At 49.5% G+C, this 16,875-nt stretch carries 14 protein-coding genes, 5 tRNA genes and 1 pseudogene; 11 read left to right on the top strand and 9 right to left on the bottom strand.

Annotated features, from left to right (window positions below):
* Positions 1-24: 24 nt before the first annotated feature.
* The 6 genes from ACJJID_RS10480 (at position 25) to ACJJID_RS10455 (ending at position 8,727) form a co-directional block, all read left to right on the top strand.
* On the top strand, positions 25-1,014 hold the full coding sequence (locus tag ACJJID_RS10480) for a helix-turn-helix domain-containing protein (RefSeq protein WP_444919442.1): 990 nt from the start codon (positions 25-27) through the stop codon (positions 1,012-1,014).
* A gap of 140 nt (positions 1,015-1,154) precedes the next feature.
* The gene (locus ACJJID_RS10475; protein WP_444919441.1) at positions 1,155-2,165 is read left to right on the top strand and encodes a tryptophan--tRNA ligase; all 1,011 of its coding nucleotides are present in this window, start codon (positions 1,155-1,157) and stop codon (positions 2,163-2,165) included.
* Between the two features lie 88 nt (positions 2,166-2,253).
* The gene (locus tag ACJJID_RS10470) at positions 2,254-3,828 is read left to right on the top strand and encodes an AbgT family transporter (protein WP_444919440.1); all 1,575 of its coding nucleotides are present in this window, start codon (positions 2,254-2,256) and stop codon (positions 3,826-3,828) included.
* Between the two features lie 435 nt (positions 3,829-4,263).
* Positions 4,264-6,495, top strand: a complete 2,232-nt coding sequence (locus tag ACJJID_RS10465) for a TonB-dependent siderophore receptor (protein ID WP_444919439.1) — start codon at positions 4,264-4,266, stop codon at positions 6,493-6,495.
* Positions 6,496-6,533: 38 nt separating this feature from the next.
* A complete protein-coding gene (locus ACJJID_RS10460; RefSeq protein WP_444919438.1) occupies positions 6,534-7,172 on the top strand; it encodes a hypothetical protein in 639 nt (212 codons plus the stop codon).
* Between the two features lie 46 nt (positions 7,173-7,218).
* Positions 7,219-8,727 (top strand): PepSY-associated TM helix domain-containing protein, encoded by a 1,509-nt coding sequence (locus tag ACJJID_RS10455; RefSeq protein ID WP_444919437.1) that lies wholly within the window; start codon positions 7,219-7,221, stop codon positions 8,725-8,727.
* Positions 8,728-8,745: 18 nt separating this feature from the next.
* Here ACJJID_RS10455 and ACJJID_RS10450 read toward each other — a convergent pair whose 3' ends face one another.
* The 3 genes from ACJJID_RS10450 to ACJJID_RS10440 all read right to left on the bottom strand — a co-directional run bounded on the left by ACJJID_RS10450 (position 8,746) and on the right by ACJJID_RS10440 (position 10,688).
* A complete protein-coding gene (locus ACJJID_RS10450; RefSeq protein ID WP_444919436.1) occupies positions 8,746-9,207 on the bottom strand; it encodes a GNAT family N-acetyltransferase in 462 nt (153 codons plus the stop codon).
* Positions 9,208-9,342: 135 nt separating this feature from the next.
* Entirely contained in the window at positions 9,343-10,077 is a 735-nt protein-coding gene (locus ACJJID_RS10445; RefSeq protein ID WP_444919435.1) for an esterase/lipase family protein, read from the bottom strand.
* 113 nt (positions 10,078-10,190) lie between these two features.
* Positions 10,191-10,688, bottom strand: a complete 498-nt coding sequence (locus ACJJID_RS10440; RefSeq protein WP_444919434.1) for a PH domain-containing protein — start codon at positions 10,686-10,688, stop codon at positions 10,191-10,193.
* A gap of 182 nt (positions 10,689-10,870) precedes the next feature.
* Here ACJJID_RS10440 and ACJJID_RS10435 point away from each other — a divergent pair, with 182 nt between their 5' ends.
* Both ACJJID_RS10435 and ACJJID_RS10430 read left to right on the top strand, forming a co-directional pair.
* Positions 10,871-11,761 (top strand): patatin-like phospholipase family protein, encoded by an 891-nt coding sequence (locus ACJJID_RS10435; RefSeq protein WP_444919433.1) that lies wholly within the window; start codon positions 10,871-10,873, stop codon positions 11,759-11,761.
* Between the two features lie 338 nt (positions 11,762-12,099).
* Complete coding sequence (locus ACJJID_RS10430) at positions 12,100-12,558, top strand: GFA family protein (protein ID WP_444919432.1); 459 nt, start codon at positions 12,100-12,102, stop codon at positions 12,556-12,558.
* A 112-nt stretch (positions 12,559-12,670) separates the two neighbouring features.
* Here ACJJID_RS10430 and ACJJID_RS10425 read toward each other — a convergent pair.
* The 5 genes and pseudogenes from ACJJID_RS10425 to ACJJID_RS10405 all read right to left on the bottom strand — a co-directional run bounded on the left by ACJJID_RS10425 (position 12,671) and on the right by ACJJID_RS10405 (position 14,974).
* Positions 12,671-12,747 (bottom strand) — tRNA-Asp (locus ACJJID_RS10425).
* Between the two features lie 48 nt (positions 12,748-12,795).
* A tRNA-Val gene (locus tag ACJJID_RS10420) sits at positions 12,796-12,871 on the bottom strand.
* Positions 12,872-13,184: 313 nt separating this feature from the next.
* Positions 13,185-13,261 (bottom strand) — tRNA-Asp (locus ACJJID_RS10415).
* A gap of 48 nt (positions 13,262-13,309) precedes the next feature.
* Positions 13,310-13,385 (bottom strand) — tRNA-Val (locus ACJJID_RS10410).
* A 685-nt stretch (positions 13,386-14,070) separates the two neighbouring features.
* Positions 14,071-14,974, bottom strand: a pseudogene (locus ACJJID_RS10405) (IS30 family transposase).
* A gap of 151 nt (positions 14,975-15,125) precedes the next feature.
* Between ACJJID_RS10405 and ACJJID_RS10400 the strand changes: the two are divergent.
* From ACJJID_RS10400 to ACJJID_RS10390, 3 genes are read left to right on the top strand one after another with little or no spacing between them, the layout of a single operon-like run.
* The gene (locus tag ACJJID_RS10400; RefSeq protein WP_444919431.1) at positions 15,126-15,455 is read left to right on the top strand and encodes an ATP-binding cassette domain-containing protein; all 330 of its coding nucleotides are present in this window, start codon (positions 15,126-15,128) and stop codon (positions 15,453-15,455) included.
* Between the two features lie 37 nt (positions 15,456-15,492).
* Positions 15,493-15,855 carry a hypothetical protein gene (locus ACJJID_RS10395; protein ID WP_444919430.1) on the top strand — a complete coding sequence of 121 codons (363 nt, stop codon included), beginning with the start codon at positions 15,493-15,495 and terminating at the stop codon, positions 15,853-15,855.
* Positions 15,852-16,646, top strand: coding sequence for a thioesterase II family protein (locus ACJJID_RS10390; protein ID WP_444919429.1), 795 nt, complete (start codon positions 15,852-15,854; stop codon positions 16,644-16,646). Before ACJJID_RS10395 ends, ACJJID_RS10390 begins: the two co-directional genes overlap by 4 nt.
* A 129-nt stretch (positions 16,647-16,775) precedes the next feature.
* Here the strand turns inward: ACJJID_RS10390 and ACJJID_RS10385 are convergent.
* A tRNA-Asp gene (locus ACJJID_RS10385) sits at positions 16,776-16,852 on the bottom strand.
* Between the last annotated feature and the right edge of the window lie 23 nt (positions 16,853-16,875).

Genomic DNA, 16,875 nt, shown 5'->3' with positions numbered 1-16,875 from the left:
ATGCGGTACGAATTGGATAACCCTATGACAATAAAGCAGGAAGCTATGCGTGTAGCTATATTGGCGCACAACCAAGTTGCACTGTTTGAATTGGGGTGTGCTACAGAGCTGTTCTGCCTAAGCCGCCCTGAGACAGAAGAGCTCTATAGTGGTGAGGTGGTTACTTTTGCTGAGGCTGCCCCTGCAACGAGTGGAGGGCTTGCACTGCAGTGCCGTCAGGTAAATAGTTTGATGGAATTTGATCTGCTTGTGATCCCCAACTGGCCTACAGTGTTGCTCCCAAGAGATACCTATGTGGCGCGCGTTCACCGAGCGGTTACTGAGTTTGCCGCGGCTGGGCGCCAAATCCTGACCTTTTGCTCCGGTGCTTTTCTTCCCGCGGAACTCGGCCTGCTGGCGGGTAGGGAGGCCACAACACACTGGCGCTATGCGGAGTCTTTTCGGCAGCGTTTCCCGAGCGTGGAGTATGTGGGCGATGTGCTCTACGTTTGGCATGATCAATTGGCTTGCGCCGCCGGCAGTTCTGCGGCTATTGATCTGGGTATCGAGTTTCTGCGGCGCACCTATGGTTTTGAATTGGCTAACGCAATAGCCAGGCGCTTGGTAATGGCCCCTCACCGGCAGGGGGGACAGGCTCAATTTATTGAGGCTCCGGTGGCCAAGCGACCGGATTACTTTGCCAGTGCGCTAGATTGGGCTCTGGCCAATCTGCAGGAGTCATTTACGGTGGATGTTTGGGCCAACCAGGCGCATCTTTCCCGTCGCAGTTTTGATAGAAAGTTTCGCCAATCAATGGGGACCTCACCAAAGGAGTGGCTGATCCAGCAGCGTTTGCGGGTGGTACAGAAATCACTGGAATCTGGCGAGCTGACAGTCGATGGTGCTGCCCACATGGCGGGTTTTGAGAGTAGTACCACTCTGCGCCACCACTTTCGCAGAACCTTTGGGATCTCTCCCAGTCAGTATCGCAGGCAGTTCTCTGGTGGAGCTGGCCCCTCTGTGGATAGCAACTGAGCCACGCGGACCACAGGTGGAGCACTAGAGAGGCGGGCAAAGGTCTGGAAGCGGATGCCCTCGGCTGATACAACCCCAGGCGCGAACAGGTTATGATTCTTCCTTTATTGCCTGAACTCAGTACGGAAAACGAAGGATTTATGAGCAAACAGCGCGTATTGACCGGTATCACGACCACCGGTACTCCCCACCTGGGTAACTATGTTGGTGCGATCCGCCCGGCTATCGCGGCAAGCCAGGATGAGAACAACCAGTCTTTTTATTTCCTGGCGGATTACCACGCGTTGATCAAGTGCCAGGACCCGGAACAGGTACATCAATCCACCCTGGAAATTGCTGCGACCTGGTTGGCCCTGGGCCTCAACACCGACAATGTGGTTTTCTATCGTCAATCCGATATTCATGAGATCCCCGAGCTGACCTGGCTACTCACCTGCATGACCGGCAAAGGCTTGATGAATCGTGCCCATGCCTATAAGGCCGCCGTGGATGCCAACCGTGCTGATGGTGAGGATTCTGATTTTGGCGTCACCATGGGTCTCTATAGCTACCCGATCCTAATGGCTGCAGACATATTGATGTTCAATGCCAACAAGGTGCCAGTGGGTAAGGACCAAGTGCAGCATATTGAGATGGCCCGCGATATCGCACAGCGCTTCAACCACCACTATGGTGAGCATTTTTCCCTGCCAGAGGCGGTAGTGGACGACCATGTGGCGGTGCTGCAGGGGCTGGATGGTCGCAAAATGAGCAAGAGCTATGGCAATACCATCCCCTTATTCCTGCCAGAGAAAAAGCTGAAAAAGCATATTAATAAGATCAAGACCAACCTTCTGGAGCCGGGCGAGCCCAAAGACCCAGATACTTCTACGGTTTTCCAAATTTGGCAGGCCTTTGCTACCCAGGAGCAGACCGCGGAAATGCGTAAGGCGTTCGAAGAGGGTATCGCCTGGGGAGAGGCCAAGAAGCAGCTATTCGAGCTGGTCAATGGCCAGATTGGCGAGGCGCGTGAACGCTATAACTCTCTGCTAGAGAATCCCTCCCAAATTGAAGAAGAGTTGGAGAAGGGCGCAGCCAAGGCCCGTGCCTACTCGGCACCGTTTATCGAGAAGTTGCGTCACGCTGTGGGTATTCGCAAGATTGGCCAGTAGCCTTTTTTACAACGTGGGAAGTTACTGTTAAAAGGTTCTTCCCACGCCTTTCACTCTAATAACAAATAACGAAAGTACAGGTTTCGATATGGAAAACGTTCAGGCAAGCCCCGCTGGGGGCGATAATGCCAATAACAAAAATGGCTGGATCAACCGGGCCTTGAATTTTATTGAGGTAGTAGGTAACAAGCTACCCGACCCCGCCGTACTCTTCCTGGTATTGATGGTGGCCATCTGGGTGCTGTCCTGGCTGCTATCTGGTGTGAGCTTCGATACCTTGCATCCAGCCACGGGGGAAGCAATTCAGGTAACCAACCTTCTTTCCAGTAGTGAGTTGGCCCGCTTCCTCTCCAGTATGGTGACCACCTTTACCGGCTTTGCGCCTCTCGGCGTAGTGTTGGTGGCGATGTTGGGTGTGGGTGTCGCGGAACAGAGTGGCTTTATCAATGCAGTGCTGAAAAAACTGTTGGCGGTAACGCCACAGATGCTGCTTACCCCCATGTTGATTCTGGTGGCGATTGTCAGTCACACCGCAGTAGATGCCGGTTATGTACTGGTGATCCCCTTGGGTGGTGTGATTTTCTATGCGGCCGGTCGTCACCCGCTGGCGGGTATTGCCGCCGCCTTTGCCGGTGTTTCGGGCGGTTTCTCGGCGAACTTTGTACCCTCGGCAATTGATCCCTTGCTTCAGGGATTTACCCAAACTGCGGCGCAGATTGTTGATCCGGATATTCAGGTCAATCCACTGAACAATTGGTTCTTCACCTCGGCGTCCTGCCTGGTGGTCACCATGTTGGGCTGGTGGCTGACCGATAAGGTGATTGAGCCCCGCCTGAAGAATGTTGCCATCGATGGCGATAAAGAAGATATGCCGGTAATGCAGGAGCTGGGAGCCCGCGAGAAGAAGGCCATGTACCTTGCGGTTACCGTAATGGTCGCCGGTATCGTCGGCCTTATCGCCTGGATGTTGCCGGAGACCTCCGCACTGCGCGATTCCCAGGGACAGCTTGCCTCCTTTGCTGCACCGGTGATGAAGTCTATTGTGCCGCTGATCTTCCTGCTGTTTATTATTCCTGGTGTGGTATTTGGCTTTGCGGCAGGGACCTTTAAAAAGAGTAAGGACGTAATTGATGCGATGTCCAAGACCATGGGTTCCATGGCGTATTACATCGTGATGGCCTTTTTCTGCGCGCTGTTTATTTCCGAGTTTGCCCGCTCCGGTCTTGGCACCCTGTTATCGATAGAGGGGGGTGGTTTGCTAGCGGCTATGAACCTACCGGGCCCGATCACCCTGATGGGGATCATTGTACTGGTGGCGTTCATCAACCTGTTTGTGGGGTCTGCCTCGGCCAAGTGGGCGCTGCTCTCTCCGATTTTTGTGCCTATGTTGATGCAGATTGGCTTCTCCCCAGACCTGACCCAGGCGGCCTACCGAGTCGGTGATTCCTCTACCAACATCATTACCCCATTGATGCCTTACTTCCCATTGGTGGTTGTCTACTGTCAGCGATATGTGAAGAGTACGGGTATAGGTACTCTGGTATCTATCATGCTGCCTTACTCGGTGGTATTCCTGATTTGCTGGACCCTGTTCCTCGTCCTTTACTGGAACTTGGGTATGCCTTTGGGTCTGCAGGCGAGCTATACCTATCCGACGCCTTAGCAGTTGGCTCCAGTGAGGTTTAATCCGCGCTGGAGCATAAAATTATTTTACCTTCAGAGGTGCCCGAAACTCGGGGCGCCTCACCTTCCCTTAAGAGCCGGTTAAAAATTGACCGGGTCCTTCAAGCTTGCGTTATAAGTCTTCGCCTAAGTATAAAAATATTGGCTAATTTCAGCTTTTTACTGGCTGCCTGTATTAATCACCTCCATCGGGCCTAGGGCCCTCTGCATATCTCTTTTACTGCGCCAGTCCTGTTTGTACCCCTGGTTTGGGTCTGATTGTTTACATGCCCTTGGCTATTTGGTGAGTTGCATTAGTAAAAAAATGTTCTAATAATGTTGTAAGTGATAACGATTCCTATTAAGATCCGCGTCATTAAATGTTGGCAGCGGCTGCTGCGACAACAAAACTTCCAATGATTGTTGAGGGATCCCCATGGGCACCGCTCGTTTCCAAGGTTCACGTCAAAACACCTCTCCTGTTATCTCCGGCCTTAGCCGTTCCCTGCTGGCGCTGGCTGTTGCCGCAGGCAGCTCTGCAGCTTTTGCTGCCGAAGATAAAAATGAAGTTCTCGAAGAGGTTAACGTAACCGGCGAGCTTAACCTGGATCGCCAGACCTCTATTGGTAAGTTGGATATCCCGGTGGATGAAACGCCTTACTCTATTTCTCTTCGTGACAAAGACTTCTTTGATGTTACAGGCTCCAAGTCTGTGCAAGATATCTTGCAGTACTCTGCCGGCGTAAATGGTGGTTTATTTGGTGTTGATGCTCGCGGTGATTGGTCCACGGTACGTGCAGTAGAGCCGATCATGTTTGTAGATGGTCTTCAGTCAATTTTTGGAAGCTACTCAAGTTCGAGGGCAAACCTCTTTGCCTTTGAACGTGTAGAGATCCTCAAAGGGCCTTCTTCTGTTCTATACGGACAAAGTTCTACAGGTGGCATCATCAACTTGGTTTCCAAGCGTCCCAAAGAGGAGTTTGGTGGCGAACTGATGGTGCAGGGCGGTGACTATGATCGTAAGGTAATTGCTGGCGACGTTACCGGGGCCTTGGATAGCGATGGAGAGTGGCTCTATCGCGTAGTGGGTTACGCCCGTGATGCTGATGCCCAGGTTGATCATGTCGATGACAACAGCACCCTGTTTATGCCTTCTATATCCTGGCGTCCCAATGCGGATACTGAAATTACTTTCCTTGTAAATCATCAAGATGACGAAACAGGTACCACCGCAGCCTTCTTACCCTGGGGCGGTACTATTGTCGATAACGTAAACGGTGAGATCCCAACCGATGTCTTTTTGAGTGAACCAGGTTGGGATAAATACGATACAGAGCAAACAGCTTATAGTCTGTGGGTTGATCACCGCTTTAGCGATAACTGGGGAGTAAACGCTGGTCTTCGTTATTCTGAGGGTAAAGTTGATTACAACACCATGTATGCAGACTTTACTTCTGAGCTTCGTTTACAGAAAGATATCCGTGAAGTGTCGCGGACGGTCTATATGAAAGATGCGAAAAGCGATCTTTTGATTTTTGATCTACGCCTTTCTGGCGAAATTACAACAGGCCCATTTGAACACCAGATTTCCTTTGGTTTAGACAGTCAGGATGCTCGAATTGAAGATAGCATTATTAGGGTTAGGGGTCTCGGTGGAAAAATTGATATTTTCGATCCGGTCTATGGCTACGTGCCAGAAGGGTTGGAAGATCTAGATAGAACAAAAACTATTACGGATACTGAACAACTTGGCTTTTATTTTCAGGATCAAATAACTCTAGGTAACTTTATTTTTAATACAGGAATTCGCAAAGATAAAACTCGTAGTGAAGCCGACAGCAATGCAATTTGGGTTGATCAACGCCCCCATAAAGAAGATGCCATCACCAAGCGTTTTGGTTTGATGTATGCATTTGAGAGCGGTATTTCACCTTATATTAGCTATTCAGAATCGTTTGAGCCCGTCGTGTCAGATCCTGATGGATTGGGGCGCTCATTTAAGCCTGTTGAGGGTGAGCAAGTTGAAGTCGGAGTTAAGTACCAGCCAGAAGGCACAAATATTCTAATGACGGCTTCTGTCTTTGATATCGAGCAGAAGAATCGCTTAACATATGGTGATGATGGTCTATTCACCCAAGTTGGTGAAGTAGAGATTCAAGGTTTAGAGCTTGAAGCTAGTGGGAAGTGGGGTAACCTTACTTTAGTCGCTAACTACAGTCAGATAGGCAGTGATAATTCAGAGAGCAGTAATCCGTTTGAGTCGGGCACTGATATCGAAGGTGTACCAGAGAGGCAGTTTTCTGTATGGGGCGACTATGATTTTGGGGAGTGGATTCCGGGGCTTACGTTTGGTGTAGGTGCACGCTATGTAGGTGAAAGCTATACCGGAATAGATAAGGTTCATGCAATGACAGTGGCACATCCACTCATAGCTAGTAATCCCGCTCTAGTTGCTTATTACGATAGTATTTTCGCGGATTTCCCTACAGAGAATCCATCTTACACCTTATATGACGCAACCATCGGTTACACCCTGGAAAGCTGGAAATTCCAGCTGAATGTGAAAAACCTGACCGATGAGGTTCACACCACCTCTTGTTTGAGCCGTGGTGATTGCTTCTACGGCGAGCGTCGTTACGTGACTGCTGAGGCACGTTACACTTTCTAAGTTAGAGTAGACTGGGAGTTTGTCCGCAGGGGGAGTCTGTGGGCAAACTCCCTTTTTTGCGTTTTACCATCGGGCGGGAGCCTAAATCTCCCGGTGTGATATTTATGCCAAGTTCCTTCTACCTCATCGCCGGACTGGCCACTGTTTTTGCCATTGCCGGTATTTTTGGTCTCTATTCTGCCTGGCTACATAGCGGCTCTCAGCCGTTGCGTCGTTGGATGGGGTGGGGCCTGTTGTTGTTATCGGCATTCGCCTGGAGTGCAGTGGTGGGGGTGGAATACGGTGTGAGTATTGCCACACTCCTGGCCATGCTGGCCGCCCTGGGCTTGCTTGCCTTAAAAGGCGATTGGCCAAGTGGTCCCCCCAGGCAGGAAAAACAGAGGTCGGGTGGAGCGGCACCGAAGGAGGCCTTGTGGCAATTATGGCTGCGAGGCGTTTTACGTTTCCTGGCTATCTCATTATTACCAACAGCCAGTGGTCTATTGGCTGCACTTCTTTATTTTGATTTTACCGATTTTGGTGAGAGTGCCCGTCTTGTGGGGGCGGCCTTTGTTGCCGTTGTTGTTTGGACCCTGGCAATGGTTTGGTGTAGTGCGGATAAGAAGCTGCTGCGCCCCAGCGCGGCGCTAGTGGTTTTTTCGCTGGCGAGTGGCTTTGCCGTAATGCCAGCGGCGTAAGCTAATAATGATTTTGAGATCAAAGAGACCTCACTAGGAATTCAACGTGAAATTTTCCCTAAAGCCAACTCCCGCCTTTGTGCGCGATATGACGGATGGACATTCGGTTCTCGGTTTGGCCATCTCCACTCTGCTCTATATCGTTTGTGTCAGTGGAACGCTTGCTGTTTTCTACAATGAATTTGAGCGCTGGGAACAGGCTTCAGAGCTGGAAAACCTCGATGTCAGCCCTGCTGTATACCAGCTTGCCACTGAGCAGGCAGTTGCACTGGCGAAAGAGCAGAACGAAGAATTTGAATCGGTAAAATTTACCATTCCCAATACAGATATGCCCAGGTTGACAGTGGAAGTTGGGGATATCGAGCGCTATGTCGCCGAGGACGGTTCTCTACTGGGTGAGGTAGCGCACGAATGGACGCACTTCCTTGCTTATTTGCATTTTGCATTAAATCTGCCCTTAGGGTTTGGGGTTCCTCTTGTAGGCTTGATCGGTGTATTGATGACCGCACTGATTATTTCTGGATTATTGGCACACCCGAAGATCATTAAGGATGCTTTCTCTCTGCGCCTGGCGGGCTCCAAGCGTTTGCAGCAGGTGGACTTGCACAACCGGCTGGGTGTCTGGGCAGCACCTTTTCACTTGGCGATCGCTATTACCGGTGCTTTTATCGGTCTTTCTCAGGTGGCGGCCTTTGCAATTGCCGGTGTTTTCTTTGCTGGGGATACCGAGAGGGTTGAGCATATTCTGTATCGTGAGCATCCGGTAATGGAAGAGAATGCCGCCCAGGTACCTCTCCCGGATTTTGCCGCGATTCTTGCTCAAATGGAGCAGATCGCACCGGGTGAGGAGCGCACTAAGCTTGAGGTTGCCTTCCCTGGGCGTGAGGGGCAGGTAGTGGAGGTATGGACGCGGGTTCCCGAAAAGCTGGTTTGGGGGGAGCGTTACCACTTTAATGGGGATGGCAGCCTGATAGAAAAAGAGGGTTGGTCTGAAGGGGATGCCGCCAAGCAGGTGTACCTCTCCACATTCCGCCTGCACTTTGGGCATTTTTCGGGTTTTCCAGTAAAAATTGCTTATTTCTTGCTGGGGATTGGCATGTGTGTGCTGGTGGTTTCGGGAATTAATATCTGGTTGGTGCGCAAGCGCCAGCGGGGGCAGCCGGCAGTGCGCCTTGAGCGTATTTGGATGGCTCAGGTCTGGGGGATTCCTTTTGCCATTGCATTGAGTGCTGTGACTTACCTGGCCTTTGCCATACCTGCTGCCCAGGTATTCTGGCTGACCACAGTTGTTTTGAGTGTGATAGCTGCTTTTGTGGGGACTGTTGCCGGTTGGTCTATGTTGCTCCGTGGAGCAACCATTGCAGCCTGTATTCTGGCAGTAGTGGTTCACACTTCCCTGTATGGGGCGGATTCCTTTGTGAGAGCCTCACTGGTTGCCAATGCGGTGTGGCTGTTGATTGCTGCGGGTATCGCGGCCTCCTGCCTGTATACTTGGGTGCGCCACCGGGATGGCGCTTTTGCTTCCACCGTTGGTAGGCCAGTTGGAAGTAACTAAGCTGGCATTGTCCGGTATCTATTCCGATACCGGGCGCAACATCTCTATATGGGGTATACCGTCTTCGTCGTAGGGGGCGGATACCTGCTCAAATCCAAACTCTCCATAAAACCTGCGCAGGTGCTCCTGGGCGGAAATGCGAATCCCCGAACCTGGATACTCCGCCTGGGTTTGCTCAACCGCGCGGCGGATCAGTTCTCTGCCCAATCCCGTACCTCGGCTAGACTCTGCGGTAAGCACGCGACCTATTGAGGGCTCGGAATATTTTTTGCCTGGAAATACTACGCGTAGGTAAGCCATCAATTGGGGCGATTGGTTCTCCTTGTCCCAGCAGATTAGGTGCCAAGCGTGTTGATCTTTTCCATCGGCATCTTGATAAGGGCAATCCTGCTCTACCGTAAAAACCTCCTGGCGTACCCGCAAGATTTCATAAAGTTGATGGATAGAGAGTTGTTGAAAGCTACACCACTGCCACTGCACTGTATATTACCTCTGTTTTTATAGGTGATTTTGTAAGGGGTAGCCTGGATGTTAAACCGACTTGAGGGGTAAAAAAAGCTGGAATGGAGTGGGCCCTCGATCTTTAATAAAAGCCCAGTGGTTGGTGTGCGTTGTTCAGTTGGCAGGAGCTACCTGGGTGCCTCTTTCAAAGGAGCCGTGCTCGAGATAATGCAGTACCTGGGCGATGACTTTTTTATCCTTCATCATAAAGACATGGGTTACCGGCATTTCCAAGTGATCATTCATCCCTTCCAACTTGGTACTGGAAACCGAGACCTTGCCGTCATCGGTTTCTGGAATCAGTCGTGACAGTATCAGGTTGATACTACGAGTGCCCGCGATGATACCCACATCAAAATTCGCCTTGCCTAATTTATTGGGGATGCTCAGCTCCCCGGTACCCAGTTGCAGGCCGGCATCTCCAAAGGCAAATTCAAACCCAGGGAAATTGCCGAGCTTGTCCACCACTTCACTACCTTTATTGGGTGGGCCCAACATAACCACGCGATTGAGGTTCTCAACCTCCACCCGGCTCAAATATTGGCGAACCAATATGCCCCCCATGGAGTGGGTGACGAAATTGATTTCTCCGTGGCCAGCGCATCTGTCTAGTGCCGGAGCTATGGCCCTACCGGCCAGTTCCTCAATGGGAAAGCGGGTGGAGGGATAATCCACATTGACGGTTTTGTAGCCGGCGGCGCTGATGGCTTGCTCCAACTTGGCCATGGAGCTATCTGACTTGGCGAGGCCATGCAGCAATATCACGCAGCCAGAGTGGGCATTTACTGACAAGGCGGCCAGGAATATTGGCCCAAGGTATAGCGACAGGGTGAAAACAAGTTTCTTCATTGATGCTCTTTCAATAGTGACTCTGGCGACCGCAGTATGCGGCTAGGTTTGTAAAAAACCAAGGCGTCAGCTGAGGAGGAGGATGGTCATGATAGAGAGTTTACCGCCGCTTATTATCTGATGTGTTGGCGCAGCATTTCAGCCATGCGCTCGGGTTTATCCGGGGTGATTACCAGGGTCTTGCCGGGGAAATACAAAACCAGAGCCTTCTCTTGGTCTGTAACGAAGGCCCGGTAACGGCCTAGTTGTTGGTTTTGAAAAAGGCCGATGTAGCCAAAGAGACCTGAGTTGCCAAAGATGCGGACCGATCCTTGCATGGCTTTAGGATCAACTTTGACCTCTTTCAGTCCTTCCAGGGAGATAGAGGTTTTCCAGCCGGGCCTCAGTATTTGCAGGTTGTTGTTTGCCAAGCTGTAGCCGCGGATAGCAAATGCGGCGCCCAGCAGCAAAATGATCGGCGGTAGGGCAATGGCAATGCTATAGAGGAGAGAGGGGCTCTGCTGGGACTTTCCTATCAGGATAAAAGGTATCGCCAGAAGCAGCGCAGCGCTCAACAAGCTGATAATTTTTAGTTGGCGGCTCCAGGGGGCTTGAAAAACAACAAGAGGCATAAATTACTCAATAGGCAATGAACAGTCTGAATGGCTCAATCATAGTGCTGATGGAATCAGCTTGGCAAAACCACTGTCTAATTTATCGGTGATTAGCCTAAAGGAAAGCTGATCAAGTCGAACAAGGCATAGTTTTTTGAAAGCAGCCTTTGAACAATATTGATTTCAATAACGGATTAACGATGACGAGCGGGATTGAAGAGCTAAACCGGAAATCTGCCCTGGTTGTGGAGGGCGGCGCTATGCGTGGCATTTTCGCAGCGGGCGTCTTGGACGCCTTTATCGAGAAGGATTTCTGCCCCTTTGACTTTGCTATTGGCGTTTCAGCAGGGTCCACTAACCTGATTGGTTACCTGGCGGGTGACCATGGTCGCAGCCGCCAGATTTTGCTAGATCATGCAACGCGAGCAGACTTCATTGATTGGCGGCGCTATCTAAGAGGAGGGCATTTTTGCGATATCAACTGGCTGTGGCACGCCTCCTATAATGATGTGCCCTTAAGCATTGAGCGCTATACGAAAAATGGCGTTCCCCTCTATGCGGTGACAACCAGCATCACCAGCGGGCAGCCCCACTATGTGTGCGTGACTCCCGAGAATATGCATGAGGTATTCCCTGCATCCTGTGCAATCCCCATGGCTTACCGAGAGTTTCCGCCAGTGGCCGGAGAGCCTATGACCGATGGTGGGCTGGCGGACTCAATTCCGGTCATTCGGGCTTATGAACAGGGGGCGCGGGATATTACTGTGATTCTTTCGCGTCCTCTGGGCTATAGGAAGCCCGTGGGTTCCGCACCAAGGTTTATCAAGCAGTTTTTCCACGACCACGCCCGCTTGTTTGAGGCGGTCCTGGAGCGTGGAGAGCGCTATAACCGTGCCTTGGACTTTATCACGGCGCCACCCTCGGACTGTCGGGTATCGGTGATTGCACCTCCGGCAGACTTCCCGGTAAAGCGCTTTACCCAGGAGATTGGGTTGCTTGAGAGGGGCTATGAGATTGGGGGCGAGCTTGGCAGGCGGTTTCTGAGTGATCCGGTGGATGAGGCGGCTTCAACAAAGCCCGGGAGCTCGTAGGGAGTTGGTGACTCACCGGGTAACATTCCACTGGAAGATGGAGCTTATGAAATCGGAAGCGTGGTCGGCCCATGGGTGTAGGGAAAATCCCGATAATTGGCATTTACTTCCTCCCTAGCCTGTAGGAGGCTTGTGTGGGGGACGGATAATGTTGCTACCCTAAGGAACCTTTAAAAATTCCATAATGCCCATTCTTACCGCCAAACCTGCCAGGTGGGATTGTTAGAGCTCACACACTCTTGTTGTGAGCCTTTGAGTTGCAGGATTGCGAAGGGGTTGGGTTTCAATCCAATTTCACACAAATTTTTGAATAACAAAGATAAGGGAAGGAGGACAGTATGAATGGAAAGTGCCTTTGTGGCGCTGTTGAGTTTCAGTTGGATGAGCCACTACCCGGCCTATATCAATGCCACTGTTCACTCTGCCGTAAGCTGAGTGGTTCCGCATCTGATGCCGCCATGTTTATTGGTCGCGATCAGTTTCGCTGGGTAAGGGGGCTGGACAAAATCTCCTCCTATCGAAAACCTAGCGGCTACCGCTCCGATTTCTGCAGCCACTGTGGCAGCTCTGTTCCTCACTTGATGAGTAATACCACGCATTTCTGGGTTCCTGCGGGCCTGCTCGATAGTGATTTTCGCGGTAAGGTGATGGCTCACTTGTATGTTGATTCCAAGGCGCATTGGGATGAGATTGGTGGTCAGGCCGAACACTTTTCGGAGATGCCGGAACTGGAAGAGCTGAACAGACTGCTGCACGAAGAAATTGAAAAAGAAGAGAGTGAGCTTCTGGAAACTTGAGTCAGAGCGGACTACAAAAAATTATTTAACCGCTTCTGGTCGGCTGATTATTGGCGCATACAAAGGCATATACAAAAAAGCCCCGCTCTTTCGAGCAGGGCTTTTTTGTATATGGCGGACCGGACGGGACTCGAACCCGCGACCTCCGGCGTGACAGGCCGGCATTCTAACCAACTGAACTACCGGTCCGCATTCCTGCTTCTCTTTGTTGCTCTTGCCGGGCAAGAGTAAGAGAAGTGGTGGGTGGTACAGGGGTCGAACCTGTGACCTACGGCTTGTAAGGCCGTCGCTCTCCCAACTGAGCTAACCACCCCTCGTCAGGAGCTGCGTATCATAATGATATTTTCAGCTAGGTCAATAACTTAGGAAATTTTAAAGAAAATTCTTGGGTAGTATAAATAGACTACGATTTGACGAAGTAATCTAAAGAAATCAAGCTTTCAATACTTTTGAGGGTGAAGTTTGAGAATAAGCCTGTAACAAACCGTGCCTAAGCAGCTACACAGAGAGTCTGAGAGTAGCAGGGGGCGCATTGGGCGTAGAAGACAAGAGATAGGTCGGAGTAATTATTCTTTAAATCTATATACAAAAAAGCCCCGTTCTTTCGAACGGGGCTTTTTTGTATATGGCGGACCGGACGGGACTCGAACCCGCGACCTCCGGCGTGACAGGCCGGCATTCTAACCAACTGAACTACCGGTCCGCATTCCTGCTTCTCTTTGTTGCTCTTGCCGGGCAAGAGTAAGAGAAGTGGTGGGTGGTACAGGGGTCGAACCTGTGACCTACGGCTTGTAAGGCCGTCGCTCTCCCAACTGAGCTAACCACCCCTCGTCAGGAGCTGCGTATCATAATGATAATCTTTATGGCGTCAACACTTTTTAAGAAAATTCAAAAGGAATGTTTCAATGAATGGTAATGATGGTGTTTTTGATCAGGGTGCAAAAAGCAATTGCAGCTGATCGCTTTTTGATCGATTTTGGTTTGGGCTTGGCTAAAAGCTGCCAGCTGAGATGCCTATTTTCACCAGTTATTTCTGGGGGAGGTAAACTTATAAGATTGGATTGTCCTCAAAAAATAATTAGCCGTACAACACCTCTACATAGGCGTAGATCAGCATATAACTATAGATTTGTAGCGGGTCAGTTGGTTGTTGAAGTGTAAAACTTCTTCATTTGCGCTGTCTATTCACTTTTAGTTTGCGCACTACTTGGTTCATTCGTTCCTATAATATTGCTCAGGTAAACTTCAATAATATCCATTTGTGACATTCTGTGACCTCCTTGTGGGCCTCAGTGGCCATACCTGGCTTGATAAATAAATTCTAGAAAAAGAAGAAAAGCACCTTCAACTATTTTATCCGAGAAGAAGTTTTCACTGATTAATAGGTTTTTCTTATTTGATCTTTCTGTTGATCAGAGGCTTATCTTTGGGTGCACCTAGGGTGCTAATTTCTAAAATTCGTATAGAGGTTGTAAAAGAAGAGCTTGGTTTCAAGTAATAACTGCAATAATTTCATGCTGCAAGAAGATTATCTTGCAGCCCCATAAATAGCTCCTTTGGTGGCCTTCCAGCCCGACTCAATCTTGGCCTACTGTTTAGGCGATCCATTACAAATGGAACCTGCTGGTCTGTTACTTTATTGGAGTCTGTATCCTTTGGGAAATACTGCCGAATGAGGCCGTTAGTATTTTCATTAATCCCTCTCTCCCAAGATGATTATGGGTGCATAAAATAAATATCAGCACCCAAGCTTTCCGCAATCGTTTCATGCCCAGCGAATTCAAGACCATTGTCGAAGGTAATTTTTGTGATTTTATTTTTTAAGCGCACCATATGGCTAACTGTTGCTTCAGTCAGTAAGTCTGATCGTTTGCCAGTCAATCTAACAATAACGGTAAATAACGTTTTGCTCTCAACCATAGTCAGCAAAGCCTCGCCACGCCTTTTGCCTATAACAGTATCACCTTCCCAGTCGCCAATCCGATTCATTCGGTCTACAACAGCTGGTCGATCATACTCGCCATATCGTTTGCGATAGGGTTTTGATGCAATCCTAAGGTGCTTGTATAAGTCTCCACTATTTACCTAATCTAAATAAAGTAGTTGGTAGATCGTCTCATGGTGTAACGATACACCTACATGTCTCTTTAAATAGCTTGCAGTTTGCTGGGGGCTTAGTTCTTTCCGGGTTAGGGCGACTATTTGTTGCCACACACAATTAGTTGCTTCCTGTGTCTTGTACGCTTGCCGGCGTCTTAGTTCTGCAAGCTTATGTGCTTGCCCAGGACGATATCCTCGCAAGCCTATATTGTGTCGTAGCTCTCGGCTGATCTTCGATGGGTAATTTTGCTATTGCTTTCTGAGAGTGTTCGGCTTTTCTTAGGCTGTAAATCTGGTATCGTTCGTTCTCGCTCAGTTAGTAGTAGTTCATCAGTGCCTTTCTCTTGGTCGGGAGAGGTGCGGACTCTACCAGCTGAGCTCTCCTTTGCCAATTTCACTTATTATCCGAAACCAAGTTTCTTTTCAAGGGGTGAGTTGCCTATAAAAAAGTTCAATCGCTAAGTTTGGTGGAAAATCAACTTTTGGACAGGGTGACCGATAAGAGCGATGTCAACGGGTGGGGTAAGATATCTGTTAGGGGTTTGAGGTATAGTTATGAGGAATCCAGTGATCTAAGCTTTTCAATTGGCCCGGTAGATTTTGAGATCTCAGAAGGGGAGGTAGTTTTTATTGGGGGTGGAAATGGAAGTGGTAAGTCAACTTTTGCGAAAGTACTAGTCGGCTTATATTTTCATTGCTCAGGCAGTATTCACTTTGGTGATATTGAGGTCTCAGAAAAAACATTCAGTGGTATAGAAATCATTTTTCTACTATTTTTCAGACTTTTATTTATTTGAGCATATCCTTAACTCTAAGGGGGAATTGGTTTCAAAGGTGGATGTCTGGTCTCATGTCGAGCGCTTAGGGTTGGCAGACAAAGTAGATATTGTTGATGGAAAGCTATCGACAATTGATTTATCACAAGGTCAACGGAAAAGGCTAGCCAAGCTACTAGCTTGTGCTGAAGGTGCCCCTATTTATCTTTTCGATGAGTGGGCAGCTGATCAGGATCCAATTTTTAGGAACTATTTCTACCGAGAATTACTTCCAGTATTTAAAGCAGATGGTAAAACTGTGATAGTTATTTCTCATGACGATAAGTACTTTGATGTGGTGGATAGAATGTACAATTTTGAGCTCGGTAAGGCGTATCAGGAGGAGTCGGTCACTGAAGAGTTGGAGATGTCTTCGCAATGACCTATTCGGGAAGAGTGCATACGAGCTCAATTGGAAATGTAGACGAATGGTTTCAACGAGATGAAATTACCTGTGCAAGCTCGGCGCCAATTAGATTGTGCTGTTTCCCTTACGCGGGGGGGAGTGCGCAAGTGTTTCAAGGCTGGCAAAGTGAGTTAGGTCCAGATGTTGAGGTGTTCGGAGTCGAATTACCTGGGCGTGGCCGGCGGTTCGGCCAGCCTTTGCTTCACTCGCTAGATGAATTGTCAAATTCTATTGCTAAAGCGATTTCCAGGCTTAACACAAAGCCTACAGCTTTTTTTGGGCATAGTAATGGAGCACTTATTGCTTTTGAGGTTGCCAGGAAGTTGTCCTTACTAGGCCTTGATGAACCAAAGCTTCTAATCTTGTCAGCCAAGAAGGCTCCCCACTTGATTCAGGAAAAGAAGCTTCACACTCTGCCAGATGAGGCTTTGTTGGCCGAGCTTAGGAAATATAACGGCACACCAGAGGAAGTTTTAGCAAGCCCTGAACTGATGGGGGTTTTTCTCCCAATTCTCCGTGCCGATTTTTCGCTAAGTGAAACTTACTCTTGTGGTGTGGGTTGGAAGTACAAGGGTACAGTAGCGCTATTTGGAGGTGCTTCAGATCAAACCGTGTTGGAGTCGGAGCTTCTCGCTTGGAGGCAGCACATGGAGGGGGAAGTCTCTCTAGAAATGTTTAATGATGGCCACTTTTTTATTAACACTCTGCGGTCAGAGGTTGTGCGGGCGGTTGCTCGGGAGCTGAGTGAAATTACATTAGCCGCTTAAGGTGGTTGCAGGCTGGTTTTGTGTGAAAGCATTAACGGGCCTTTAGGTGGGGTCTTAGGTGTTGCTAAGGTCTCATATATTGCCATATACAAAAAAGCCCCGCTCTTGCGAGCAGGGCTTTTTTGTATATGGCGGACCGGACGGGACTCGAACCCGCGACCTCCGGCGTGACAGGCCGGCATTCTAACCAACTGAACTACCGGTCCGCATTCCTGCTTCTCTTTGTTGC

The sequence above is a fragment of the Microbulbifer sp. CnH-101-G genome, from assembly GCF_052466775.1.
Note: the sequence above shows the minus strand (reverse complement) of the source record. Positions and strands in the feature narration are given on the sequence as shown.

Coding starts and splice junctions, on each gene's coding strand:
- ACJJID_RS10480 (WP_444919442.1), top strand. CDS start 25: ATGACAATAAAGCAGGAAGCTATGCGTGTAGCTATATTGGCGCACAAC.
- ACJJID_RS10475 (WP_444919441.1), top strand. CDS start 1,155: ATGAGCAAACAGCGCGTATTGACCGGTATCACGACCACCGGTACTCCC.
- ACJJID_RS10470 (WP_444919440.1), top strand. CDS start 2,254: ATGGAAAACGTTCAGGCAAGCCCCGCTGGGGGCGATAATGCCAATAAC.
- ACJJID_RS10465 (WP_444919439.1), top strand. CDS start 4,264: ATGGGCACCGCTCGTTTCCAAGGTTCACGTCAAAACACCTCTCCTGTT.
- ACJJID_RS10445 (WP_444919435.1), bottom strand. CDS start 10,077: ATGAAGAAACTTGTTTTCACCCTGTCGCTATACCTTGGGCCAATATTC.
- ACJJID_RS10440 (WP_444919434.1), bottom strand. CDS start 10,688: ATGCCTCTTGTTGTTTTTCAAGCCCCCTGGAGCCGCCAACTAAAAATT.
- ACJJID_RS10435 (WP_444919433.1), top strand. CDS start 10,871: ATGACGAGCGGGATTGAAGAGCTAAACCGGAAATCTGCCCTGGTTGTG.
- ACJJID_RS10430 (WP_444919432.1), top strand. CDS start 12,100: ATGAATGGAAAGTGCCTTTGTGGCGCTGTTGAGTTTCAGTTGGATGAG.
- ACJJID_RS10390 (WP_444919429.1), top strand. CDS start 15,852: ATGACCTATTCGGGAAGAGTGCATACGAGCTCAATTGGAAATGTAGAC.